Source organism: Salmonella sp. SAL04202 (assembly GCF_046550775.1).
Classification (GTDB): Bacteria; Pseudomonadota; Gammaproteobacteria; order Enterobacterales; family Enterobacteriaceae; genus Salmonella; species Salmonella enterica.
The window spans coordinates 645,073-667,730 of sequence record NZ_JBGDXK010000001.1; the positions used below are offsets into that span (position 1 = coordinate 645,073).

Sequence of the window (22,658 nt, forward strand, 5' to 3'; positions counted from 1 at the left end):
GTGACGTGTGTTTTTGGAATGGATACTCGGGTGGTACTATGACGCAATACGCTTCTTCCCTTCGTAGCCTCGCGGCAGGTTCGGTTCTCTTATTCCTTTTCGCTTCGCCTGTAAAGGCAGAGGAACAAACGATCGCGCCGCCGGGCGTTGATGCGCGAGCCTGGATCTTAATGGATTACGCCAGCGGTAAAGTACTGGCGGAAGGCAACGCCGATGAGAAACTCGACCCTGCCAGTTTGACAAAAATTATGACCAGCTACGTGGTGGGCCAGGCGCTGAAGGCAGGGAAAATCAAGCTAACCGATATGGTAACGGTGGGCAAAGATGCCTGGGCGACGGGGAACCCGGCGCTACGTGGGTCGTCGGTGATGTTTCTGAAGCCAGGCGATCAGGTGTCTGTTGCGGATCTTAATAAAGGCATCATCATTCAGTCAGGTAATGATGCCTGTATCGCGCTTGCCGACTACGTCGCCGGAAGCCAGGAGTCCTTTATCGGCCTGATGAACGCCTATGCGAAACGACTGGGGTTAACCAATACAACCTTCCAGACGGTACACGGTCTTGATGCGCCAGGGCAGTTCAGTACCGCTCGCGATATGGCGTTGCTCGGCAAGGCCTTGATTCACGATGTGCCTGACGAATACGCCATTCATAAAGAGAAAGAATTTACTTTTAATAATATTCGTCAACCGAACCGCAACCGCCTGTTGTGGAGCACCAATCTGCATGTCGACGGCATGAAAACGGGGACAACGGCAGGGGCTGGATATAACCTTGTCGCCTCCGCCACCCAGGGCGATATGCGCCTGATCTCTGTCGTGCTGGGGGCGAAAACGGACCGTATTCGTTTTAATGAGTCAGAAAAACTGCTGACCTGGGGTTTCCGCTTCTTTGAAACGGTCACGCCGATTAAACCTGACGCGACATTCGTGACGCAACGGGTCTGGTTTGGCGATAAGCGTGAGGTCAATTTAGGGGCGGGCGATGCGGGGTCAGTGACGATTCCACGTGGGCAGCTTAAAAACCTGAAGGCCAGCTTTACGTTGAACGAACCACAGCTCACGGCGCCGTTGAAGAAAGGGCAGGTTGTCGGCACCATCGATTTCCAGCTTAACGGAAAATCCATTGAGCAACGCCCGTTAATGGTGATGGAAAACGTCGAGGAGGGGGGATTTTTCAGCCGGATGTGGGATTTTGTGCTGATGAAACTCCATCAGTGGTTTGGCAGTTGGTTCTCGTAAAATAACTCCGTTGCCGGGTGCGCGTCGCATCCGGCTACGGGCGGTTAATACATCAGAGTAATTTGTTGCGCTTTAGCGTAGGCCACAAAGGCCTCATCGGGACGGCGGTCGCTGATAATCGTATCAAAGCGTGATAATTCCCCCATCCGCGCCGGACGTACCTTGCCGAATTTACTGTGATCCACCACCAGTACATGGCTCTGTGCCATTGTCATGGCCCAATGTTTTACCGGCAGCTCTTCCAGATTAAAGCAGGTAGCGCCTTTACTGGTATGAACGCCGGCGGCGGAATAAAACGCGATATCCGGACAAATATTGTTTAACGTTTCATGGAAATCAAGCGGTTTGAAAATGGCGTTGCTGGCGTGAAACTCCCCGCCGCTGAGGATGGCGCGGCAATGGGGTTTGTCCTGCAGCGCCAGGAAGGTATTAAGTGAATAGCACACCGCCGTAAAGGGAAGGTCATTATCAATGGCTTCAATGATCCACGGCGTGGTGGTGCCGCAATCAATAAATACCGTCTGATGCGCTTGTACCAGGCCCGCAGCCAACTGAGCGGCTCGGCGTTTTTCTTCCACCAGACGAGATTTTTGATCGCTTAACAGATAATGACTGGCGCTGCGGGGCTCCAGTACGATATAGCCGCCCAGCAACACGACAGGCGCGCTTTTATGGTTCAGGTCGCGACGAATGGTCATTTCAGAGACGCCCAACAGGGTCGCGGCTTCTTTTAGATGAAGTTTATCGCTGCGTTTTAAGGCCTGCAGCAATTGACCAATACGCTCGTCGCGTCGCGTTTCCATAGTTCCCCTGGAGAGTTAAATAAGCGCTCTGCACCATACAGAGCGCTTAATATTACTCTTTTTTTCGCTATTTAGTCACGTACCCAGCCTTTTCGAATGGGCAATGCGAAACAGAAACGGTAACAACGTTGCAGCGCCTGGTAGAGCGGCGCGCCGTACCACTGCCAGATCAGCTGTGCGCTCAGGCAGCCAAGCATCGCTACCAGCAGCGCGCCAATCATATCTAACGGCCAGTGTACGCCGAGATAGACGCGCGACCAGGCGATGGTCATGGCTATCGCCATCATCACGATGCCTGACCAGAGGCGGTGCCAGAACAAAAACGCCAGCGCAAAGGTAAAAATCACCGTACCGTGATCGCTGGGGAACGAGTCATCGGCGGCATGATGCAGGAAGTTATAGCCGATATGATCGACAAACGGACGGTCGTGCGGGAAAAGGTGTCCCATTGTCCAGGAGACCGCCAGACTGATAATCAGCGCGATGCCGATTTTAACGATCAGCTGACGCTGGGCGCAGACCCGATCGCGGGGACCCCACAGCCAGAGTACCACGGCTAAGAGCGGGACGATGTTGATGACATCTTTGGCGATAAAGATAGCGAGCGAAATCGTCCACTGCGCGGAATCAGGCGTGGCGTTAATAAAATAAAACAGCGAGTTGTTAAGGTTTTCCAGCATAACATCCAGGCTCGGAGCAATGAAATCAAAAGGGATAGCCAGCTCATCCCCGTGCAAACTGAGCATAAATGCAGCGTAACAGAGAGGAAAAGCAGTATTGTCTTATTTGGCGGCAACATGAAGAGATTTAAGACAATGGCATAAAATAATGTCGATGATAACGGCGCAAACTTAAATTAACCTTAAAGTACGCAAGCGCTAAGCGGCTTTCTGTAAAAATGTGCGCTATTTCCCTTGCAGCCTCATAATTCGCTATCTCAGTTCCCCGACTTTCATTACACTCTGCGCGGTTTTTATTGGCGAAGAGATGGTATGCAGAATCGTTTACAATCAGGCGGCAGGCTGGGACGTCAGGCGCTGCTTTTTCCTCTCTGTCTGGTGCTGTACGAGTTTTCTACTTATATTGGCAACGACATGATCCAGCCGGGTATGCTGGCGGTGGTTGAGCAGTATCAGGCGGGCCTGGACTGGGTTCCGACGTCCATGACCGCTTATCTGGCGGGCGGTATGTTCTTACAATGGCTGCTTGGCCCGTTGTCTGACCGGATTGGCCGTCGTCCCGTGATGCTGGCGGGCGTCGTGTGGTTTATTGTCACCTGCCTGGCGACGTTACTGGCGAAAAACATCGAACAATTTACCTTCCTGCGTTTTTTGCAAGGGATTAGCCTGTGTTTTATCGGCGCTGTAGGGTATGCCGCGATTCAGGAATCCTTTGAGGAAGCGGTGTGTATAAAAATTACCGCGCTGATGGCGAACGTGGCGTTAATCGCGCCGCTACTGGGACCACTGGTTGGGGCGGCATGGGTGCATGTTCTGCCGTGGGAGGGGATGTTTATTTTATTTGCCGCACTGGCCGCTATCGCCTTTTTCGGGCTACAGCGCGCAATGCCGGAGACCGCCACGCGGCGGGGCGAAACGTTGTCATTTAAGGCGCTGGGCCGTGACTATCGGCTGGTGATAAAAAACCGGCGGTTCGTCGCAGGGGCGTTAGCGCTGGGATTTGTCAGCCTGCCGCTGTTGGCCTGGATTGCGCAGTCGCCGATTATCATCATTAGCGGCGAACAGCTCAGCAGCTATGAATATGGTCTGCTGCAGGTGCCCGTTTTTGGCGCGCTCATTGCCGGTAATCTGGTGTTGGCGCGTTTAACCTCCCGACGTACGGTTCGCTCGCTGATCGTGATGGGCGGCTGGCCTATCGTCGCGGGGCTGATCATCGCCGCGGCGGCGACGGTGGTTTCATCCCATGCTTATTTATGGATGACGGCGGGATTAAGCGTATACGCTTTTGGCATTGGGCTGGCGAATGCCGGACTGGTGCGCCTGACGCTCTTCTCCAGCGATATGAGTAAAGGAACGGTCTCGGCGGCGATGGGAATGCTACAAATGCTGATTTTTACCGTTGGCATTGAAGTAAGTAAACACGCCTGGTTAAGCGGCGGCAATGGGCTATTTAGCCTGTTTAATCTGGCAAACGGTATTCTTTGGCTACTGCTGATGCTGGTCTTCTTAAAAGATAAGCGGACGGGGAATTTGCAAACAGTCTGAGAGAGCGGCTACGCCTGATAAGCTTTCTGTTATCAGGCATAGAGAGGCATCCGCTAGACGTTGAACGGCGGCTCGTTGTTTAATACGCTGTCGATAATATCCAGCACGCCTTCCTGGTTGTTCGATCCGGCGCGGTATTTCGCCGCCGCCGCGACCGCCTCGCTGGCGTGCGACATGGCAAAACTAAACCCGGCCTGACGCAGCATCTCAATATCGTTGCCGCCGTCGCCGAATACCACCACTTCACTATCATGAATGCCCCAGCGCTGCTGTAACAGACGCAGGCCGTTGGCTTTATGCACGCCGGGAATTATTAAATCAATACTGCCATAGCCGGTATGAACGGGGACCATGATATCGCCAATGGCGTCGTGCAGCGCCGCCTGTACTTCCGGTATCCGTTCATCGGTAATATTAAGGCCGAATTTGAAAAAGACATCGTTGATATTGTTGAAATTATCCACAAACTCCAGACGATGATAATACATTGCCGCAACGGCTTTTAACGCATCGTTGTACCGTTTCAGCGTGTAGGCGCTGTTTTTTCCACAGGCGATAATCTCCACATCGGCGCGTGTGAGCAGGTGTTCGACAACCGTCTGGAAGTCGGCTTTTGTCAGCTCGCCGTTAAAAATATCCTCTCCTTCGCTGACCACCCAACCGCCGTTTTCCGCGACAAAAGCGATTTCGTGCGCAATTTCCGGAAAGAACGAGATTAACTGGTAATACTGGTTGCCGCTGGCCACGACAAAGCGAATGCCTTGCCGCTTCATTTGTTGGTACTGCGCCATAAACCGGTCACGGTTATAGGTTTTTTGATCGCTCAGAAACGTGCCGTCCATGTCGACGGCAATTAATTTAATACTCATGCGTTATGCTCCATCACCGGTTGCGGAGTCGATACAGGTTTGGCGACGGCCTTCGCCACCAGCGCCGCCAGAATAACCAGCGCCAGCACAACCATCATGGCGCTGCGTAATCCATAATGCTCTCCCAGATAGCCCAACAGCGGCGGCCCGACCAAAAACGCCAGATAGCCGGTCGTGGCGACAACGCTCACGCGCGTCGGCGCGTCGGGACCGGTATCGCTGGCGGCGGAAATGGTCAGCGGGAAGCCGAGCGAAGCGCCCAAGCCCCAAAGAATGACCGAGACGCCGGCGACCCAGTCGCTATCGACAAAAATAATCAGGCCAATGCCCAGCGCTCCCATCAACGCGCTGGCGCGAACAACCGTCACCCGGCTATAGCGGTCAATAAACCAGCCGCCGGTAAAGCGGCCAACGGTCATACCAAGCGTGAAACCGGCGTAGATCAGAGAGCCGGAGGTTGGGCTAAAACCGTGTCCGTCTACCATCAGTAGCGGCAGCCAGTCATTCGCAGAGCCTTCGGCGAATGCCATTGCCAGCACCACCACGCCAATAAGCAAAAGCTGGATGTCCCGATAAAAAGGTAATCCTTTTTCCTGAAGGTGAGCATCTTCCGATGCGTTTTTACCCGTACCGTCAGGGATCGCCCGAATGGCGATAAAAATGGGCGCGATCGCCACGGCAGCCGCGAGGATGATATGGATGTTAGCCGGGACGCTTAATGCGGTTAACGCCATGCCGACACCAGCGCCCGCCAGCGTGCCGAAACTGTAAAAACCATGCATCATCGGCAGAACAGTTTTATTCAGCTCGCGTTCGACCGCCGCGCCTTCGACATTAATCGCCACTTCGGCGGCGCCAAAACTGGCGCCGAAAACGGCTAATCCAAGGGCAAAAATCAGCGGCGAGGCGCACCACAGCGCGACGCTAAGAATAACCATCCCGCCTACTGCGCAGGTCATCGTCGTGCGAATAACCTTCCGGGTGCCAAATCGTTTCACCAGCCAGGCGGAACAAAGAATACCGCTCATTGAACCGATAGAAAGCCCGAATAAGACCGCCCCCATTTCCGCGGTAGAGACGGAAAGAATATCCCGAATAGCAGGCGTTCGGGTTGCCCAGGAGGCCATCAGCAGTCCGGGTAAAAAGAAGAACATAAACAGCGCCCAGGTACGGCGTTTTAAGGCGTTACGTGAGGAGAGGACGGTCATAGCGTCAGGCCAGAAAATAGAAGCGAGAGGTAAACATTAGCAAGCTTGTGTACATTTGTACATATCGTCGTCATACTTCGTTGTGCAGACAGTTTTTACTGTCTGTTTTTTCAGCGTAAGCGGCAGGCTACTATCGCCTGCATCCTGAATGAGATGTGGAACTCATCATGAAAGAAAATGCCGTAAGACGCGCCAATGATCCTAAGCGACGGGAAAAAATAATTCAGGCCACACTGGAAGCGGTAAAGACCTATGGCGTTCATGCCGTGACGCACCGGAAAATCGCCGCTATCGCTCAGGTGCCGCTTGGCTCGATGACCTACTATTTTGCCGGTATGGATGCGTTATTGAGTGAAGCTTTTACACTTTTCACCGAGAACATGTCGCGTCAATACCAGGATTTTTTTGCGCAGGTGACGGATGCGGAGGGGGCGTGCCAGGCGATAACGGAAATGATTTACGGCTCGCAGGTTACGACGCCGGATAATATGGCGTTAATGTATCAGTTATATGCCTATGCCAGCGATAAGCCAGCGTTAAAAATAGTCATGCAAAACTGGATGCAGCGTAGCCAGAATACGCTGGCGCAGTGGTTTGACGCACAGACCGCCCGCGCGCTGGATGCGTTTATCGAGGGGATGACGCTGCATTTTGTAACGGATCGAACGCCGCTGGCGCGTGAAGCGATTTTACAGATGGTAAAGCGAATCGCCGGAGCGTCAATGTAGTGTCACTCTGCGTCAGGCAACAAAAAAACCACTTATGTAAACGGGTTAGTGAAAACAATGAGTTACAATATAATCAATAAGTTAGGTTAGTGATAAGTAGTGGTGATTACGGGGCAATGCCAACCGCTGCCGCCACTTTGTCGCCATTTGGCAGGGTAGCCAATGGGTTAAAGCGCAGCGCTGTTTCAAGGTGTTCAGGGGCCAAGTGAGCATAGCGCATGGTCATTTTTATGTCGTGGTGACCAAGGATTTTCTGAAGGGCGAGGATGTTACCGCCTGACATCATAAAGTGTGCTGCAAACGTATGGCGCAGAACGTGGGTAAGCTGACCGCGAGGGAGCACGATAGACGTTTTTTCCATCACGGATAAAAATTGAAAATAGCAGTCTGTGAAGAAATTGAACCCATCAAGCGCCATGATCTCTTCATAAAGCTCTTTACTGATAGGGATGCTTCTGTTTTTCTTCCCCTTCGTTCTTACAAAGGTAATTCGGTATTTGGTCACCTGTGATCGGGTCAGATTGATTACTTCTCGCCACCTTGCGCCTGTGCTTAAGCATATCTTAACTACCAGTGCCAGAATTGGGTCCTGACGTTTGCAATCAGCCAGCAATTCAACAATCTACTCATGGGTAAGCCATGCCATCTCTTTTTCTGCGATGGTGAATTTTCGCATGTTCTCCAGTAGGTTCGGATACGACCATTCGCCCAAGCGGGATAGTTCGCTAAAAACACTACTTAGATAGCTTTGCTCCAGGTTAATGGTGACCGGGCTTGCTCCTTTCTTCCATTTCTCACTGAAGTAGATCTCTCCTGTCAGGCGTTTATCTCGATAGTGGGCAAACATTTTAGATGTGAGATCGGTTGCAAGGGGATTGCCCAGAGCGTCAACTATCAACAGCAATTTGTCATAGACATGCTGCCCAGCGGTTAGAGATTTACCATGTAGTTTGAACCATAGCTCAACCACGTCTTTCAGTGTTCGACGAGCCACTGATTCACCCAGCCAGGGATTTGCTTCGGTTTCTTCCATCGTGTGGCGCTCAAAAGCCAGAGCTTCGCCTTTGGTGGCGAATTGTTTACGCACACGACGCCCACTGCGTCCGGCGGGGTAACATTCGCAAAGCCATTTTCCTGTGGTGAGTTTTAGTACTGCCATAAAAAATGCCCTCATGTTTGAGGGCTAAATTTAACTGTATATTTAAACAGTTATCAATGTATGTTTAGGGTGAAATAAACATTGGCCCTACTCCTGTGCTTTTTCAGCGGTACTTGGCTTTAGTTTTTCTTTGGTTGAATCCCATAAAGATTGGATTCCCGGAGGGAGTTCTGTTTTGTCAGAAAATGCGGAGTTACCAGACATATTCCAGTCTTTAAAGACTAATACAGCATCTTCTTTTGTTGACGTGGAGCCATAAATTTGCAGGAATACTTGCCCAAACATTAGTGCATGTCTTCTGTCTTTTCTCAAAATTGATTCATGGGTGTATTTTTTAGAGTTTCCAAGGCAAATATATGCTAGCCAAGAAAGAATGGAAATACCAATTAAACCACGTGTGAAAAAATAAAATAGCTCAAAGCCTTTAACATTGTTGAAGTCAATTGTGGCGTAGAGTGTATAAAATGATGCACATACAGCAAGTAGCCCGAAAATGCAGCCAGAAAAAGCCCATACTTGCGACATTTTAATGAAATATAAGTCATCTGAACTTAGTTCACTTTTAACGCTATCGACATATCCTGGTATTTTCTCATCAATCCTTTCTTGTTGTACTCGGCTTTGTAATTCGCTGTTCGATGCTTCAAGTTGCTTTATTCTAGATACGGCTTGCTCAATAATTGCTTCTTTTTCAGAATTTAGTTTTTCTAAATTTTCATTCCGAAGATGTAACGTAGCTTTGGACTCTTCAGCCTCCAATAAACGCTTAGTATATGATCGCATTATCTCTCGAAGATGTTTTTGTTCTTTTATTAATTCGTTCATCTTATTGTTTTCATTAATAAAAAACTCATCACCTTTATCGCTGTAATTCATTTTTTCTTGCTGAGTGAATTTCCAGTAGTATTCTCTGAATTTATCAATTTCACCTTTTTTTAATAATTCGATTAAGTAGGAACGCTCATTTTCATTAAATTTATGCGGATTTTCATTTAAAGTATTATAAAGATCTTTCCATTCGCAATTAACTTTTTCAGCATAATAGTTGTTTTCATTTTTTTTATTTTCAGAATTCATGTGTATTCCTTTAAATTTCCTTTGAAAAAACGCAACAACATTTTGCGATGGTTGTAATGTCTTCAAGTTCACAAACAAAATCAGTTGTATCTGATGTGATTTTTACTTTTCTAACTGGAATTCTTGTTAATTTTCTTAAACTTACTTTACCTTCAATCTCAATCAACCAACTACCATCTGAAACATCATCATATTCTGTATCCGCAATAAAGGTTTTTCCTTCTGCGGTAACTCCAATCGGTTTTTTCAATCCGGAAGGTATAAGCGTCTTGTCAAATGCTAAGTAGCCTTCATCATGTAATTTACCGTCAATGATTGTTTGGTGTTTAAGTTGGGCAACAGAGCTGGAATTATCGATAAATTTGGGGCCATTGCCGTTTGTGAGCCAGAGTAATGAAGCTCCTGTTTCAAGAGCACATTGAATGATCCAATCGCTAGGAAACGTGTCTCGTAAGTACCTGTTTGCTACAGTGCTTTTTGAAACCTGCAAATGGTTTGCTAGGGCTTGTCGAGTGCTAAAGCCGTAGGCTGCGACTAAGCGATCAATTGCTGCCTTTCCTCCTTTATTAGGATTTATACTGGTCTCGATTGGGAACTTTTGGATTGTTGAGTTAGTTCTATCCAGGTCATCAGATTTGGTATGGGCTAAACGTTCATCATTTAATAAAACTGAGGATGATTCACAGCTGATTCCCGATGCCAGCCAGTCGATAGATGCGCCGGTCTCTATACTGCAAATTATCATCCAGTCAGCAGGAAATGTGTCACGAGCATACCTGTTAGCCATCGTGCTTTGTGAGATACCCAGATGATTGCAAAATGCTTGGCGCGAAGTAAAACCATACGCAACAAGTATACGCTCAATTACTTTCTGTCCCCCACGGTTTTGCATTATTGAAGTTTTTAGACTCTCGCTAACATGGCGAAATGTGTTTTTTTGAGTTGACATAACCGTTATAAGATTCAAATCTCCGTTTTGTGAAGTTCTGGTCACAATTCAAACCGGCTCACCACAAGCCAATGGCTCACCACAAGCCAATAGGAGATGTTGCATCATGACCCCTAACATTTCAATAACTCTGAATACGCCACACGTCACAATTGAGCGTTATAGCGAACTTACTGGTCTTTCTATCGACACAATCAACGATATGCTGGCTGATGGTCGCATCCCTCGCCATCGCCTTCGGAAAGACAAGAAAAAGGAAAAGGTAATGATCAACCTTGCTGCTCTTACCGTTGATGCACTTACTGATTGCAATGTTGTATTCAACTAGTTCCATTTTGGGATACATCAAGGGGGGCGACCATGTTTGATTACCAAGTTTCCAAACATCCACATTTTGATGAAGCCTGTCGTGCATTCGCACTGCGCCACAACCTGGTGCAACTGGCAGAACATGCAGGCATGGATGTGCAGATTCTGCGGAACAAGCTGAACCCAGCTCAACCTCATTTATTAACCGCACCAGAAATCTGGTTGCTTACCGATCTGACTGAAGATTCAACGCTGATAGATGGTTTTCTGGCTCAGATTCACTGCCTGCCATGTGTACCGATTAATGAGGTAGCAAAAGAGAAACTGCCACATTACGTCATGAGTGCAACCGCAGAGATCGGGCGTGTTGCTGCAGGTGCGGTATCTGGCGATGTAAAAACCAGTGCAGGTCGTCGTGATGCTATCAGCAGCATTAACGCTGTAACACGACTGATGGTACTGGCGGCTGTTTCATTGCAGGCCCGTTTACAGGCTAATCCTGCGATGGCGAGTGCAGTTGATACCGTGACTGGCCTCGGTGCTTCATTCGGTTTGTTGTTAGGTGCTTATGTTGACGAAAGAACCATCATTTGCATCGCTGCTGGTAAAACAAAGTCCGGCAATGCACTACGGTCACGGCTGGATCATGGGTGAGGATGGTAAACGCTGGCATCCATGTCATTCACAAGATGAATTGCTGTCTGAATTGACCACGAGGAAACGGAGAAAGTCCAAATGTATGCGGCAGAAAGTGAAGTGGTTTATCAGTTTCGTTACAGAGGAGAGAGTTATTCAGTACCTTAAGATGATTTGCTCTGTTGTTATCCGTCGTTGTCGGGCGATGGTAGCTACTTTTTCACGCTAAAGGATGGAACCTTTATACGTGGTGAAAGAGTACAAGAAGTGATGCGTATAAAGACATCACCTCTTGAACGTTATCGGCGAAATATTTATCGGTAACGATCTATCAGTGTCTGTATCAGATGAGTGAATTCTTGTTGTTTAACCGAACCTAAAGGAAGTTTGTTTAATTCTTCGCGGAGGAGCTCAAAAAATGCTGATTGATTTGCTGAGTCAGTTCGATATAAGGAGTGGATCAGACCTGAAACAAGAATTCGTTGAACAGCAACCTCATCGCGAAGACTGGAGATCTCGTTTTCAAGTTGCTCTATACGCTCTCTTTCAACTGGGTTCAACATTGATGATTCCTTCTAGCTATCAATATGTTGGTAATGGAGCATATCAAAAATTTTTTAGTAGATGTGTTGTGGGATGCATAAATGGCTATTAAAGGCGCTGCGGCGACTGTTCCATTAAGCCCCGGTGAACGCCTGAATGGGCTTAATCATATTGCGGAGTTAAGGGCGAAAGTTTTTGGCCTGAATATTGAGTCAGAGCTTGAGCGGTTTATTAAAGATATGCGTGATCCACGGGATATCAATAATGAACAAAATAAACGGGCACTGGCTGCCATATTCTTTATGGCAAAAATTCCAGCTGAACGTCATAGCATCAGCATTAATGAGCTGACCACTGACGAAAAGCGGGAGTTGATTAAAGCAATGAATCATTTTCGTGCAGTGGTGAGCTTATTTCCCAGACGGCTAACCATGCCGAATTAACCAACTAATGAAATTAATGGCGTAAACCCGCCGGGCATCCCTTTATCTAAATTCAGGAGAATTGATTATGCGTAATATTGAAAACCTCACGACTAAAACCGGACCGGATGACGCAGGGCTTAATATTTTACTGACAGAGGCCCGTCTGGAAGAACGCAGGGCAAGGGCTGAAGCAATGGCAGCTTGCCTTGATAGCCTAGCGTGTCATATTACATCCCGCCAGCTAAACCACGTCGAAGCGGCAGAACTGCTGCGTGTGACTGCTGAAGCAATCCAGAACGAAGCGCAGGAGATCCACTAATGGCTGATGCAATGGATCTCGTACAGCAGCGCGTTGAAGAAGAACGCCAGCGCCATATCCGTGCTGCCCGTGACAAAACACCGGGCGTGTCCCGCGTGCTTTGCATTGAGTGTGAAGCACCAATTCCGCCAGCACGCCGCCGCGCCATTCCGGGTATGCAGCTTTGCATTACCTGTCAGGAAATCGCAGAGCTGAAAGGCAAACATTACAACGGAGGTGCTGTATGAGCACCATCCTGAAATGGGCGGGAAATAAAACCGCCATTATGTCCGAACTGAAAAAGCATCTTCCTGCTGGCCCGCGACTGGTTGAACCTTTCGCGGGTTCCTGTGCAGTGATGATGGAGACGGATTACCCCAGCTATCTTGTTGCGGATATTAATCCTGATTTAATCAACCTCTATAAAAAGGTTGCTGCTGATTGCGAGGCGTTTATATCTCGTGCCAGAGCTTTATTTGAGGCGGCAAACAGGGAGGTGGCTTATTACAACATAAGGCAGGAGTTTAATTACTCCACTGAAATTACTGATTTCATGAAAGCGGTATATTTCCTGTATCTCAATCGTCATGGTTACCGTGGGTTATGTCGCTATAACAAGAGCGGGCATTTCAACATTCCGTACGGTAATTATAAAAATCCGTATTTCCCTGAAAAAGAAATTCGCGCATTTGCAGAGAAAGCCCAGCGGGCAACGTTTATCTGCGCAAGCTTTGATGAAACGCTGGCGATGCTGCAGGTGGAGGATGTGGTGTATTGCGATCCGCCTTATGACGGCACGTTTTCCGGTTATCACACTGACGGCTTCACTGAAGATGACCAGTATCACCTGGCGTCCGTTCTTGAACATCGGTCATCAGAAGGACATCCCGTCATTGTTTCTAACAGTGACACATCCCTGATCCGTTCGCTGTATCGCAATTTTATTCACCACTATATCAAGGCAAAACGCAGCATCGGTGTGGCAGCTGGTGATAGTAAATCTGCAACAGAAATCATCGCTGTTGCCGGGCCGCGCTGCTGGGTAGGATTTGATCCTTCGCGTGGCGCGGATTGTTCTGCCGTGTACGGAGTGCGTGCATGAGCCATGCTGATATGAACAACTGCAGCGGCTTTAACGAGGTCGCCGCAGCATTCTCATGGAACAGCCCGAAAAAGGCCATTAACCCTTATCTGGACCCGGCGGAAGTCGCGCCGGTTTCTGCGCTTTCAAACCTGATCACTCTGTACGCTGCCGATAACGAGCAGGAACAGCTGCACCGCGAGGCACTGAGTGATCAGGTCTGGGAGCGTTATTTCTTTAATGAATCCCGTGATCCTGTCCAACGCGAAATGGAGCAGGATAAGCTCATTAGCCGGGCAAAGCTGGCGCATGAGCAGCAGCGTTTTAATCCAGACATGGTCATTCTGGCGGACGTTAACGCCCAGCCTTCCCATATCAGCAAGCCGCTGATGCAACGTATTGAATACTTCAGCAGCCTGGGCAGGCCAAAGGCTTATTCCCGCTATTTGCGTGAGACGATTAAGCCATGTCTGGAACGGCTGGAGCATGTACGCGACAGTCAGCTATCTACTTCTTTTCGCTTTATGGCAAGCCATGAAGGGCTGGACGGCCTGCTGATTCTGCCTGAAATGAGTCAGGATCAGGTGAAACGCCTGTCCACCTTGGTAGCTGCGCATATGAGCATGTGCCTTGATGCAGCTTGTGGTGATTTGTATGCCACCGATGACGTTAAGCCAGAAGAAATCCGCAAGACATGGGAAAAGGTGGCGGCGGAAACCCTGCGTCTGGATGTCATCCCACCTGCGTTTGAGAAACTCCGTCGGAAAAGAAACCGCCGTAAACCCGTGCCCTATGAACTCATTCCGGGTTCGCTGGCGCGTATGTTGTGCGCCGACTGATGGTATCGGAAATTATGGAAGATGCGTTGCGAATGGAGGGAAGAGCAGTTGCGTGCTGTCTGCCTGGTCAGCAAAAAAGCATCTCCCTATGTCAGCTATGAAGCCGTGATGCATAAACGTGAGCAGCGCCGTAAGTCGTTGGAGTTTTTCCGTTCTCATGAACTGGTAAACGAAGACGGCGACACGCTGGATATGGAAGACGTGGTAAACGCCAGCAGCAGCAACCCTGCGCATCGTCGCAATGAGATGATGGCCTGTGTTAAAGGTCTGGAGCTTATCGCGGAAATGCGCGGTGACTGCGCTGTTTTCTACACCATTACCTGTCCGTCACGTTTCCATTCCACGCTCAATAACGGCAGGCCAAACCCGACCTGGACAAACGCGACGGTAAGACAAAGCAGCGATTATCTGGTCGGCATGTTTGCTGCATTTCGTAAGGCTATGCACAAAGCCGGGTTGCGCTGGTATGGCGTGCGGGTGGCTGAGCCGCATCATGACGTCACCGTGCACTGGCATCTTCTGTGCTTCATGCGCAAAAAAGACCGCCGTTCCATCACCGCGCTGCTGCGTAAGTTTGCCATCCGTGAAGACCGCGAGGAGCTGGGCACCAATACCGGGCCGCGCTTCAAGTCCGAGCTAATCAACCCGCGCAAGGGCACGCCGACCAGCTACATTGCCAAATACATCAGTAAGAACATCGACGGGCGCGGGCTGGCTAAAGAAATCAGCAAAGAAACCGGCAGATCACTGCGTGACAGCGCCGAGCATGTCAGCGCCTGGGCGTCACTGCACCGTGTCCAGCAATTCCGTTTCTTTGGTATTCCGGGGCGTCAGGCATACCGAGAGCTGCGTTTGCTGGCTGGTCAGGCGGCCAGAGTGCAGGGCGAACGCAAAGCGGGTGCGCCGGTATTGGATAACCCGCGTCTGGATGCGGTACTGGCGGCAGCTGATGCGGGCTGCTTTGCCACCTACATCATGAAGCAGGGCGGTGTACTAGTTCCCCGTAAACATCACCTTGTCCGCACGGCTTATGAGCTTAACGACGAACCGAGCGCCTACGGCGATCACGGTATCCGTATCTATGGCATCTGGTCCCCGATTGCAGAGGGCAAGATTTGCACGCACGCGATGAAGTGGAAAAAGGTTCGTAAGGCCGTTGACGTTCAGGAGGCAGCAGCCGACCAGGGCGCTTGCGCCCCTTGGCAGGACACGGCAATGTCTGCCTTAAGCGATATCAGTAAAACGGTGGGAGGGCTGCTGTCGTGAATTTCAGTTCTGAACTGCTTAACAAAGGCAATAAAACTCCGGCATTCAGCATCAGTATTGAGGGCAGAGATATCACTACTGTGCTGGATAACCGCCTGATGAGTCTGACGCTGACGGACAATCGGGGCTTTGAAGCGGACCAGCTTGATCTGGAGCTGGACGACGCCGACGGAAAAATCGTGCTGCCGCGCCGTGGTGCGGTCATTACGCTGGCGCTGGGCTGGAAGGGGCAGCCGCTTTTCCCGAAAGGGGCATTCACGGTGGACGAGATTGAACACACTGGCGCACCGGGCCGCCTGACTATCCGGGCGCGAAGTGCTGATTTTCGAGAAACGCTGAATACCCGCCGTGAAAAATCGTGGCACAAGACCACCGTCGGGGAAGTGGTGAAGGAAATAGCCGCGCGGCACAAACTGAAGATGGCACTGGGTAAAGACTTGTCGGATAAAACCGTGGATCATATAGACCAGACTAATGAGAGTGACGGCAGTTTTCTGATGCGGCTGTCGCGCCAGTACGGTGCTATTGTGTCGGTGAAAAATGGCAATCTGTTATTCATCCGGCAGGGACAGAGTAAAAGCGCCAGCGGTAAACCACTACCGGTTATCACTATCACACGTAAGGACGGCGACAGTCACCGCTTTACCCTGGCAGATCGCGGAGCTTACACGGGCGTAATTGCCAGCTGGTTGCATACCCGCGAAGAAAGAAAGCACTACGGTGAAGCGTAAGCGCAGGACTAAGAAGCAGAAGAAAGAGCCGGAAGCGAAGCAGGGCGATTACCTGGTGGGTACGGATGAAAACGTGCTGGTACTCAATCGCACTTATGCCAATCGGAGTAACGCCGAACGGGCAGCGAAAATGCAGTGGGAACGCCTGCAACGCGGTGTTGCGTCATTCTCGCTACAACTGGCGGAAGGGCGGGCAGATCTCTACACGGAAATGCCAGTGAAAGTCAGTGGCTTTAAACAGCCGATAGATGATGCGGAATGGACCATTACGACTCTGACACATACCGTCAGCCCGGATAACGGTTTTACGACCAGTCTGGAGCTTGAAGTGAGGATTGATGATTTCGAAATGGAATGATTCTTCGCAATGGAGAACTTTTAAGTTTGCAAAATGGAATAATGCGGTATCATTATTGTGAATTTAGCAAAAATGGGGAGAACTCGAAAAATGATGATTTGCCCACTGTGTGGAAGTGCCGCCCATACTCGCAGCAGTTTTCAGGTATCTTCATTGACCAAAGAGCGTTACAACCAGTGCCAGAACACTAACTGCAGCCATACTTTTGTTACCCATGAAACTTTTGTTCGTTCGATTGCAACGCCAAAAGAGTCAAATCCGGTTCAGCCGCATCCAATGAAATCAGGACAGGTGGCGCTCTCTCTTTAACGCTGCCGCCATTTTGTCGCCATCGTTAAAAAATAGTGCTTCTAACATCATGATTTTAAACAGCATAAATTTAAGGCAACAAAAAACCCACCAACCTTGAACCGAAATGGCGGGGTTGATGGGCTCCACAAAATGGGGACATCAAAGAAAAGCAGTGGCAATAGGTATGACTGATGCTTTAACGAAAAGTTCGACCTATTGGCAAAATTTTTTCACTTAAAGGCAAACTTCAGTTTTATCCTAACCCCGGCCAGATGATGACAATAAGCGTCCCCGCCAGCGTTAGCAGAACGTTGGCGATGGCGTAAGTCCCCGCATAACCCAGCGCTGGAATATTACTGCGCGCCGTATCGCTAATGATTTCCATCGCCGGGGCGCAGGTACGCGCGCCCATCATGGCGCCGAACAGCAGCGCCCGATTCATGCGCAGCACATAAGCGCCAAACAAGAAGCAGATCACCACCGGTACCAGGCTGACGACAAGTCCGGCGATCAGCATTTGTCCGCCGACCGCGCCCAGACCGTTGCTGATACCGCTGCCGGCGCTTAAACCAACGCCTGCCATAAATACCATCAAGCCGAATTCTTTCACCATGTTAAGCGCGCCCTGCGGAATATAACCAAAGGTAGGATGGTTAGCGCGCAGGAAACCGAGCATGATCCCGGCGAACAGCAATCCGGCCGCGTTGCCGATGCCGAAACTAAAATTGCTGAACTGGAAGGTAATCATCCCGATCATTAACCCGATGATAAAAAAAGCGCAGAAGGCGAGCAGGTCCGTCACCTGGCTATGGATCGAAATAAAACCAATGCGATCGGCGATGGTTTTTACGCGTCTGGCGTCGCCGCTCACCTGTAACACGTCGCCTTTATTCAGCACAACGTTATCGTCGATAGGCATTTCGATCTGGCTGCGGATGACGCGGTTAAGGAAGCAGCCATGATCGGTCAGCTTGAGCTGAGCGAGGCGGCGACCGACCGCATTGTGGTTTTTCACCACAATTTCCTCCGTCACGATGCGCATATCAAGCAGATCGCGATCAAACACTTCCTTACCATTACGAAAGCTGGGATCGAGCCTGGCGTGCGCGTCCGGATAGCCGACCAGCGCAATCTCATCGCCCATTTGCAGCACCGCATCGCCATCCGGGTTCGCCAGAATACCGTTACGACGAATACGTTCGATATAGCAGCCTGTCTGGCGGTAAATACCCAGCTCGCGCAGGTTTTTGCCGTCAGTCCAGGCCACCAGTTCCGGACCAACCCGATAGGCGCGGATAACCGGCAAATAAACCTTGCGATTAGCATCGGTATCCAGACCGCGCTCGCGGGCAATTTGCTGGGCGCTGGTTTGCAAATCCTGATGCTGTAGTTTAGGCAAGTAGCGCGCGCCCACGATCAGACTGACCAAGCCAATCAGATAGGTCAGGGCATAGCCCAGGCTCAGATTATCAAGAGCGGAGGAGAGTTGGGTGCTGGCGATGCCGGAATGTCGCAGGGTATCGCCTGCGCCAACCAGCACGGGCGTGGATGTCATTGAGCCGGCCAGCATACCGGCCGTCAGGCCGATATCCCAGCCGAATAGCTTACCAAGGCCTAAGGCGATTAGCAGAGCGCTACCGACCATGACCAGGGCAAGCATCAGATAGTTTTTACCGTCGCGAAAAAAAATCGAAAAAAAGTTGGGGCCAGCCTCGACGCCGACACAAAAAATAAACAGCATAAATCCCAGATTTAGCGCGTCGGTGTTAATACTGAAGTGTTGCTGCCCTAATAATAGAGAGACCACTAAAACGCCAATGGAATTACCAAGTTGGACTGAACCCAGACGTAACTTGCCAAGACACAGGCCAAGAGCCAGGACCACAAATAATAACAGGATGTAATTCCCATTTAACAAATCTGCGACGTTTATATTCACGGAGACTAACTTCTTGTTTACGAGTAAGCTGTTGAAAGAAATGGTAATTTACGCTACTGTTTTTATCATGAATTAAGGGTGCAATCGTATTGCATACAGCATCCAAATAAAAACAACACAACAATATATCCTGCTAGTTTAATCTTATTGCGTACTAACGGCTATAAGAATCGTGCAGGTGTGTTTTTGGCATGGAATGCCACATGACTTTATCTGACTGGATGCCTCACGGCGGAAAGCGTGTTCGATAGAGAGTGTCAGGAGGAACGATTGAAACATAAACACGGGTGGGCAAGCGTTGTCTGCTGCTTTGTACTCTTTATTGTGGTGTGTCTTTCATTAACTATGCATGTACAAGGCGCTTTTCGCGCGGCAGGGCATCCTGAGATTGGACTGTTATTTTTTACGTTGCCTGGTGCGGTGGCCAGTTTTTGTTCTCACCGACGCGAGGTGATCCGACCGCTGATCGGGGCGATGCTGGCGGCGCCGTTTTGCCTGGTGTTAATGCGCGTGGTATTTATGCCTACCCGATCGTTTTGGCAAGAACTGGCGTGGTTATTTAGCGCCGTATTCTGGTGTGCGTTAGGCGCGCTCTGCTATTTGTTTATTAGCAGCCTGTTTAGCCACCGGCGAAAAAAACGCCGATAGCGCCCTCCGGTAGAGGGCGTTGCCAGAGCAATCAGGCGAAAAGATTCAGATTTTCTTTTGCCCATGCTTCAAAATCCGTACAGCCGCCGATATGTTTTTGATCGACAAAAATCTGCGGTACGGTTTCTACAGGTTTACCTACGGTTTTTTCCAAATCCGCTTTAGTAATGCCTTCAGCATGGATATCAATATAGCGGTAGTTAAAATCGTCGCGTTCTTTGCTCAGTTTTTCCGCCAACTCTTTTGCACGCACGCAATAAGGGCACCCTGGGCGGCCAAAAATAACAGTAAACATATCTCTCCTCGAACATAAAGCCAGACGGCGAACAGGTGTTATCATGCCGCGATTTACGGCAGATGAAAAGCAGGTTACGCCTGTTCCTTTGATAACCCAGGGCTATATCTGTTAAGCACGCCGGACCAGAACGTTCTACACTGTGCGTCAGTTAACCGGGAGGCTTGATATGCGCACGATTGGCGTGTTACCCAAAAGCGTACTGATACTGGAATACCTTGGTATGATTTTGCTGGTGCTTGCTCTGCTATCGCTTAATCATTACCTTACGCTGCCCGCGCCGTTCAATACGTCGCTGGCTGGCGTATTGATGGTTTTCCTCGGCGTCGTGTTGATCCTCCCCGCCGCGGTGGCGATGATGTGGCGTATTGCGCAGTTACTGGCGCCGCAGTTGATGAAACGTCCACCCGACATTTCTTCCCGTTCAGATAGAGAAAAGCATAATGAGTCCGACCATTGAACTTCTTTGTGGCCATCGTTCTATTCGCCATTTCACCGATGAACCCGTGACTGACGCGCAGCGAGAGGCCATTATTGCCGCCGCGCGCAGCACGTCCAGTTCCAGTTTTTTACAGTGCAGCTCTATTATCCGTATTACCGATCGGGCGCTGCGCGAGGCGTTAGTGCCCCTGACGGGCGGGCAAAAGCATGTGGCGCAGGCCGCTGAGTTCTGGGTATTTTGCGCCGATTTTAATCGTCATTTGCAGATCTGCCCTGACGCGCAGTTGGGGCTTGCCGAACAACTGCTGCTCGGTGTCGTCGATACGGCGATGATGGGGCAAAATGCGCTGACGGCGGCGGAATCACTGGGGTTAGGCGGCGTGTATATCGGCGGCATCCGTAACAATATTGAGTCTGTTACCGAACTATTAAAATTGCCGAAGCATGTATTGCCGCTCTTTGGCCTGTGTTTGGGATGGCCTGCGGATAATCCGGATCTGAAACCGCGCCTGCCTGCCGAGCTTGTGGTTCATGAGAACCAGTATCAACCGCTTGATGAAAAGCTGCTGGCGCGCTATGACGAGCAGTTGGCTGAGTATTATCTGACCCGCGGCAGTAATACGCGACGCGATACCTGGAGCGATCATATCCGTCGCACCCTGATTAAAGAAAATCGCCCATTTATCCTTGAATATTTGCATAAACAGGGCTGGGCGACGCGCTAAAACCTGCGGGCCAGTGTATGATACGCGGGCTTTTCAGGGTTTTCAGCGAGGTGCAGGGTGAAAATTGCCATATTGTCCAGGGATGGAACGCTCTATTCTTGCAAACGTCTGCGCGAAGCGGCGATGCGGCGCGGCCATCTGGTCGAGATACTCGATCCTCTTTCCTGCTATATGAATATTAATCCGGCAGCGTCGTCGATCCATTACAAGGGGCGTCGTCTGCCCCATTTTGACGCCGTTATTCCCCGTATTGGTTCGGCCATTACCTTTTATGGTACCGCTGCGCTACGTCAGTTTGAGCTACTGGGTAGCTATCCGCTGAATGAATCCGTCGCTATTACCCGCGCGCGCGATAAGCTGCGATCGCTACAACTTCTGGCGCGCCAGGGGATCGATCTCCCCATTACCGGGATCGCCCATTCGCCGGATGATACCAGCGATCTTATTAAGATGGTTGGCGGGGCGCCGCTGGTCGTGAAGCTGGTAGAAGGCACGCAAGGGATCGGCGTGGTATTGGCGGAGACGCGTCAGGCTGCTGAAAGCGTTATTGATGCGTTTCGGGGGCTGAATGCCCATATCCTGGTTCAGGAATACATTGCCGAAGCTAAAGGATGCGATATTCGTTGTCTGGTCGTCGGCAATGAGGTTGTGGCGGCGATTGAGCGGTGCGCGAAAGCCGGTGATTTTCGCTCCAATCTTCATCGTGGCGGGGTGGCCAGCATCGCGACGATCACGCCCCGTGAACGGGATATCGCCATCAAAGCCGCACAAACGCTGGGGCTGGATGTGGCGGGTGTCGATATTTTACGCGCCGCGCGCGGGCCGCTGGTGATGGAGGTGAATGCCTCGCCGGGACTGGAAGGTATCGAAAAGACTACGGGCGTGGATATCGCGGGGCGAATGATTCAGTGGATAGAACGTCACGCTACGCCTGAATTTTGCCTTAAAATCGGCGGCTAATCGCAATCGTGGATTCCGCCGTAGTACGAAGCACGCTTTTTGCGTAAGCTGTGCCGGTAATTTTTTCATCGTCATCGTAAGAGGTAGCACATTATTATGATATCACTGGTCGTTCCCACTCTGGATACGTTGCGTCAATGGCTCGACGACCTGGGCATGAATTTCTTCGAATGTGATACCTGCCAGGCGCTGCATTTGCCGCATATGCAGAATTTTGACGGCGTCTACGATGCTAAAATCGATTTGGTGGACAACACCGTTCTTTTTTCCGCGATGGCGGAGGTCAGGCCTTCCGCGTTGCTGCCGCTGGCGGCCGATCTCTCTGCTATCAACGCCAGTTCGTTGACGGTAAAAGCCTTTCTCGATATGCAGGATGATAATCTACCAAAACTGGTTGTGTGCCAGTCTTTATCCGTTATGCAAGGCGTCACCTACGAACAGTTCGAATGGTTTGTTCGCCAAAGTGAAGAGCAGATTTCTATGGTGATCCTTGAGGCCGGGGCGCATCAGCTTCTGTTTAACGCGGAAGAAGACGTGCAAAAAACCAGCGCGGTTGACCATTTTCTTCACTGATCCCTCCCGATAATCAGGCAGTCGCTGCCAGCGCGGCTGCC

The 22,658-nt window shown here is 50.3% G+C and carries 23 protein-coding genes and 5 pseudogenes; 18 read left to right on the forward strand and 10 right to left on the reverse strand.

Annotation, left to right across the window (positions count from 1 at the left end):
* Positions 1-38 precede the first annotated feature (38 nt).
* Positions 39-1,241 carry a serine-type D-Ala-D-Ala carboxypeptidase gene (gene dacC / locus ACLJQJ_RS03255; protein WP_000195712.1) on the forward strand — a complete coding sequence of 401 codons (1,203 nt, stop codon included), beginning with the start codon at positions 39-41 and terminating at the stop codon, positions 1,239-1,241.
* 44 nt (positions 1,242-1,285) lie between these two features.
* Here dacC and deoR read toward each other — a convergent pair whose 3' ends face one another.
* Together deoR and ybjG are read right to left on the reverse strand one after the other, a co-directional pair.
* Complete coding sequence (gene deoR, locus ACLJQJ_RS03260) at positions 1,286-2,044, reverse strand: DNA-binding transcriptional repressor DeoR (protein WP_000450106.1); 759 nt, start codon at positions 2,042-2,044, stop codon at positions 1,286-1,288.
* Positions 2,045-2,115: 71 nt separating this feature from the next.
* Positions 2,116-2,724 carry an undecaprenyl-diphosphate phosphatase gene (ybjG, locus tag ACLJQJ_RS03265; protein ID WP_023181381.1) on the reverse strand — a complete coding sequence of 203 codons (609 nt, stop codon included), beginning with the start codon at positions 2,722-2,724 and terminating at the stop codon, positions 2,116-2,118.
* Positions 2,725-3,036: 312 nt separating this feature from the next.
* On the opposite strand from ybjG, the gene ACLJQJ_RS03270 reads away from it, so the two are divergent.
* On the forward strand, positions 3,037-4,269 hold the full coding sequence (locus ACLJQJ_RS03270; protein WP_001181284.1) for an MFS transporter: 1,233 nt from the start codon (positions 3,037-3,039) through the stop codon (positions 4,267-4,269).
* Positions 4,270-4,322: 53 nt separating this feature from the next.
* Here ACLJQJ_RS03270 and ACLJQJ_RS03275 read toward each other — a convergent pair whose 3' ends face one another.
* Positions 4,323-5,138, reverse strand: a complete 816-nt coding sequence (locus ACLJQJ_RS03275) for a Cof-type HAD-IIB family hydrolase (protein ID WP_000023554.1) — start codon at positions 5,136-5,138, stop codon at positions 4,323-4,325.
* Positions 5,135-6,346: an MFS transporter gene (locus ACLJQJ_RS03280; protein WP_000217418.1), complete on the reverse strand. Its 1,212-nt coding sequence runs from the start codon at positions 6,344-6,346 to the stop codon at positions 5,135-5,137. The genes ACLJQJ_RS03275 and ACLJQJ_RS03280 overlap by 4 nt, the downstream gene beginning before the upstream one ends.
* 167 nt (positions 6,347-6,513) lie before the next feature.
* Here ACLJQJ_RS03280 and ACLJQJ_RS03285 point away from each other — a divergent pair, with 167 nt between their 5' ends.
* On the forward strand, positions 6,514-7,074 hold the full coding sequence (locus ACLJQJ_RS03285) for a TetR/AcrR family transcriptional regulator (RefSeq protein WP_023209113.1): 561 nt from the start codon (positions 6,514-6,516) through the stop codon (positions 7,072-7,074).
* Positions 7,075-7,155: 81 nt separating this feature from the next.
* Here ACLJQJ_RS03285 and ACLJQJ_RS03290 read toward each other — a convergent pair.
* The 3 genes and pseudogenes from ACLJQJ_RS03290 to ACLJQJ_RS03300 form a co-directional block, all read right to left on the reverse strand.
* Positions 7,156-8,233: pseudogene (locus tag ACLJQJ_RS03290) on the reverse strand (tyrosine-type recombinase/integrase).
* An 87-nt stretch (positions 8,234-8,320) separates the two neighbouring features.
* Entirely contained in the window at positions 8,321-9,310 is a 990-nt protein-coding gene (locus ACLJQJ_RS03295; RefSeq protein ID WP_063809347.1) for a hypothetical protein, read from the reverse strand.
* 10 nt (positions 9,311-9,320) lie between these two features.
* Positions 9,321-10,259 carry a phage repressor protein CI gene (locus ACLJQJ_RS03300; RefSeq protein WP_077950919.1) on the reverse strand — a complete coding sequence of 313 codons (939 nt, stop codon included), beginning with the start codon at positions 10,257-10,259 and terminating at the stop codon, positions 9,321-9,323.
* Between the two features lie 106 nt (positions 10,260-10,365).
* Between ACLJQJ_RS03300 and ACLJQJ_RS03305 the strand changes: the two genes are divergently transcribed.
* The 3 genes and pseudogenes from ACLJQJ_RS03305 to ACLJQJ_RS03315 all read left to right on the forward strand — a co-directional run.
* On the forward strand, positions 10,366-10,587 hold the full coding sequence (locus ACLJQJ_RS03305; protein ID WP_063809348.1) for a hypothetical protein: 222 nt from the start codon (positions 10,366-10,368) through the stop codon (positions 10,585-10,587).
* Positions 10,588-10,619: 32 nt separating this feature from the next.
* Positions 10,620-11,126 (forward strand): annotated as a pseudogene (locus tag ACLJQJ_RS03310) (phage regulatory CII family protein); the annotation flags it as partial.
* 10 nt (positions 11,127-11,136) lie between these two features.
* Positions 11,137-11,247: pseudogene (locus tag ACLJQJ_RS03315) on the forward strand (phage filamentation protein Fil family protein); the annotation flags it as partial.
* A 271-nt stretch (positions 11,248-11,518) separates the two neighbouring features.
* Here ACLJQJ_RS03315 and ACLJQJ_RS03320 read toward each other — a convergent pair.
* Complete coding sequence (locus tag ACLJQJ_RS03320; RefSeq protein WP_063809350.1) at positions 11,519-11,767, reverse strand: hypothetical protein; 249 nt, start codon at positions 11,765-11,767, stop codon at positions 11,519-11,521.
* Between the two features lie 81 nt (positions 11,768-11,848).
* Here ACLJQJ_RS03320 and ACLJQJ_RS03325 point away from each other — a divergent pair, with 81 nt between their 5' ends.
* The 7 genes and pseudogenes from ACLJQJ_RS03325 to ACLJQJ_RS03355 all read left to right on the forward strand — a co-directional run bounded on the left by ACLJQJ_RS03325 (position 11,849) and on the right by ACLJQJ_RS03355 (position 17,054).
* Complete coding sequence (locus ACLJQJ_RS03325) at positions 11,849-12,190, forward strand: DUF5347 domain-containing protein (RefSeq protein ID WP_063809351.1); 342 nt, start codon at positions 11,849-11,851, stop codon at positions 12,188-12,190.
* Between the two features lie 67 nt (positions 12,191-12,257).
* Complete coding sequence (locus tag ACLJQJ_RS03330) at positions 12,258-12,491, forward strand: DUF2732 family protein (protein WP_063809352.1); 234 nt, start codon at positions 12,258-12,260, stop codon at positions 12,489-12,491.
* Entirely contained in the window at positions 12,491-12,718 is a 228-nt protein-coding gene (locus ACLJQJ_RS03335; protein ID WP_063809353.1) for a TraR/DksA family transcriptional regulator, read from the forward strand. Before ACLJQJ_RS03330 ends, ACLJQJ_RS03335 begins: the two co-directional genes overlap by 1 nt.
* Positions 12,715-13,572: a DNA adenine methylase gene (locus ACLJQJ_RS03340; protein WP_063809354.1), complete on the forward strand. Its 858-nt coding sequence runs from the start codon at positions 12,715-12,717 to the stop codon at positions 13,570-13,572. Before ACLJQJ_RS03335 ends, ACLJQJ_RS03340 begins: the two co-directional genes overlap by 4 nt.
* A pseudogene (locus ACLJQJ_RS03345) lies at positions 13,569-15,656 on the forward strand (replication endonuclease). Before ACLJQJ_RS03340 ends, ACLJQJ_RS03345 begins: the two are co-directional and overlap by 4 nt.
* Positions 15,653-16,745, forward strand: a pseudogene (locus tag ACLJQJ_RS03350) (phage late control D family protein). Before ACLJQJ_RS03345 ends, ACLJQJ_RS03350 begins: the two co-directional pseudogenes overlap by 4 nt.
* Before the next feature lie 90 nt (positions 16,746-16,835).
* Positions 16,836-17,054 carry an ogr/Delta-like zinc finger family protein gene (locus tag ACLJQJ_RS03355; RefSeq protein WP_063809355.1) on the forward strand — a complete coding sequence of 73 codons (219 nt, stop codon included), beginning with the start codon at positions 16,836-16,838 and terminating at the stop codon, positions 17,052-17,054.
* Positions 17,055-17,289: 235 nt separating this feature from the next.
* Here ACLJQJ_RS03355 and ACLJQJ_RS03360 read toward each other — a convergent pair whose 3' ends face one another.
* Complete coding sequence (locus tag ACLJQJ_RS03360; protein ID WP_001024853.1) at positions 17,290-18,975, reverse strand: aspartate:alanine antiporter; 1,686 nt, start codon at positions 18,973-18,975, stop codon at positions 17,290-17,292.
* Between the two features lie 270 nt (positions 18,976-19,245).
* Here ACLJQJ_RS03360 and ACLJQJ_RS03365 point away from each other — a divergent pair, with 270 nt between their 5' ends.
* Entirely contained in the window at positions 19,246-19,623 is a 378-nt protein-coding gene (locus ACLJQJ_RS03365) for an inner membrane protein YbjM (RefSeq protein ID WP_000680850.1), read from the forward strand.
* 31 nt (positions 19,624-19,654) lie between these two features.
* Here ACLJQJ_RS03365 and ACLJQJ_RS03370 read toward each other — a convergent pair whose 3' ends face one another.
* Positions 19,655-19,918 carry a GrxA family glutaredoxin gene (locus tag ACLJQJ_RS03370; RefSeq protein WP_000495513.1) on the reverse strand — a complete coding sequence of 88 codons (264 nt, stop codon included), beginning with the start codon at positions 19,916-19,918 and terminating at the stop codon, positions 19,655-19,657.
* Between the two features lie 169 nt (positions 19,919-20,087).
* Here ACLJQJ_RS03370 and ACLJQJ_RS03375 point away from each other — a divergent pair, with 169 nt between their 5' ends.
* The 4 genes from ACLJQJ_RS03375 (at position 20,088) to ACLJQJ_RS03390 (ending at position 22,617) form a co-directional block, all read left to right on the forward strand.
* On the forward strand, positions 20,088-20,378 hold the full coding sequence (locus ACLJQJ_RS03375) for a YbjC family protein (RefSeq protein WP_063809356.1): 291 nt from the start codon (positions 20,088-20,090) through the stop codon (positions 20,376-20,378).
* A complete protein-coding gene (gene nfsA / locus ACLJQJ_RS03380) occupies positions 20,362-21,084 on the forward strand; it encodes a nitroreductase NfsA (protein WP_000075300.1) in 723 nt (240 codons plus the stop codon). Before ACLJQJ_RS03375 ends, nfsA begins: the two co-directional genes overlap by 17 nt.
* Before the next feature lie 57 nt (positions 21,085-21,141).
* Positions 21,142-22,044: a 30S ribosomal protein S6--L-glutamate ligase gene (gene rimK, locus ACLJQJ_RS03385; protein ID WP_000684361.1), complete on the forward strand. Its 903-nt coding sequence runs from the start codon at positions 21,142-21,144 to the stop codon at positions 22,042-22,044.
* A gap of 96 nt (positions 22,045-22,140) precedes the next feature.
* On the forward strand, positions 22,141-22,617 hold the full coding sequence (locus tag ACLJQJ_RS03390) for a YbjN domain-containing protein (RefSeq protein WP_063809357.1): 477 nt from the start codon (positions 22,141-22,143) through the stop codon (positions 22,615-22,617).
* Positions 22,618-22,658 lie beyond the last annotated feature (41 nt).

Excerpts from the sequence above, each read along its gene's own strand:
- ACLJQJ_RS03355 (WP_063809355.1), top strand. The coding sequence starts at position 16,836 with ATGATGATTTGCCCACTGTGTGGAAGTGCCGCCCATACTCGCAGCAGT.
- ACLJQJ_RS03370 (WP_000495513.1), bottom strand. The coding sequence starts at position 19,918 with ATGTTTACTGTTATTTTTGGCCGCCCAGGGTGCCCTTATTGCGTGCGT.
- ACLJQJ_RS03330 (WP_063809352.1), top strand. The coding sequence starts at position 12,258 with ATGCGTAATATTGAAAACCTCACGACTAAAACCGGACCGGATGACGCA.
- ACLJQJ_RS03340 (WP_063809354.1), top strand. The coding sequence starts at position 12,715 with ATGAGCACCATCCTGAAATGGGCGGGAAATAAAACCGCCATTATGTCC.
- ybjG (WP_023181381.1), bottom strand. The coding sequence starts at position 2,724 with ATGCTGGAAAACCTTAACAACTCGCTGTTTTATTTTATTAACGCCACG.
- ACLJQJ_RS03285 (WP_023209113.1), top strand. The coding sequence starts at position 6,514 with ATGAAAGAAAATGCCGTAAGACGCGCCAATGATCCTAAGCGACGGGAA.
- ACLJQJ_RS03335 (WP_063809353.1), top strand. The coding sequence starts at position 12,491 with ATGGCTGATGCAATGGATCTCGTACAGCAGCGCGTTGAAGAAGAACGC.
- ACLJQJ_RS03295 (WP_063809347.1), bottom strand. The coding sequence starts at position 9,310 with ATGAATTCTGAAAATAAAAAAAATGAAAACAACTATTATGCTGAAAAA.
- ACLJQJ_RS03275 (WP_000023554.1), bottom strand. The coding sequence starts at position 5,138 with ATGAGTATTAAATTAATTGCCGTCGACATGGACGGCACGTTTCTGAGC.
- ACLJQJ_RS03305 (WP_063809348.1), top strand. The coding sequence starts at position 10,366 with ATGACCCCTAACATTTCAATAACTCTGAATACGCCACACGTCACAATT.
- ACLJQJ_RS03320 (WP_063809350.1), bottom strand. The coding sequence starts at position 11,767 with ATGTTGAACCCAGTTGAAAGAGAGCGTATAGAGCAACTTGAAAACGAG.
- ACLJQJ_RS03390 (WP_063809357.1), top strand. The coding sequence starts at position 22,141 with ATGATATCACTGGTCGTTCCCACTCTGGATACGTTGCGTCAATGGCTC.
- ACLJQJ_RS03270 (WP_001181284.1), top strand. The coding sequence starts at position 3,037 with ATGCAGAATCGTTTACAATCAGGCGGCAGGCTGGGACGTCAGGCGCTG.
- ACLJQJ_RS03325 (WP_063809351.1), top strand. The coding sequence starts at position 11,849 with ATGGCTATTAAAGGCGCTGCGGCGACTGTTCCATTAAGCCCCGGTGAA.
- ACLJQJ_RS03280 (WP_000217418.1), bottom strand. The coding sequence starts at position 6,346 with ATGACCGTCCTCTCCTCACGTAACGCCTTAAAACGCCGTACCTGGGCG.
- ACLJQJ_RS03375 (WP_063809356.1), top strand. The coding sequence starts at position 20,088 with ATGCGCACGATTGGCGTGTTACCCAAAAGCGTACTGATACTGGAATAC.
- dacC (WP_000195712.1), top strand. The coding sequence starts at position 39 with ATGACGCAATACGCTTCTTCCCTTCGTAGCCTCGCGGCAGGTTCGGTT.
- deoR (WP_000450106.1), bottom strand. The coding sequence starts at position 2,044 with ATGGAAACGCGACGCGACGAGCGTATTGGTCAATTGCTGCAGGCCTTA.
- ACLJQJ_RS03300 (WP_077950919.1), bottom strand. The coding sequence starts at position 10,259 with ATGTCAACTCAAAAAAACACATTTCGCCATGTTAGCGAGAGTCTAAAA.
- nfsA (WP_000075300.1), top strand. The coding sequence starts at position 20,362 with ATGAGTCCGACCATTGAACTTCTTTGTGGCCATCGTTCTATTCGCCAT.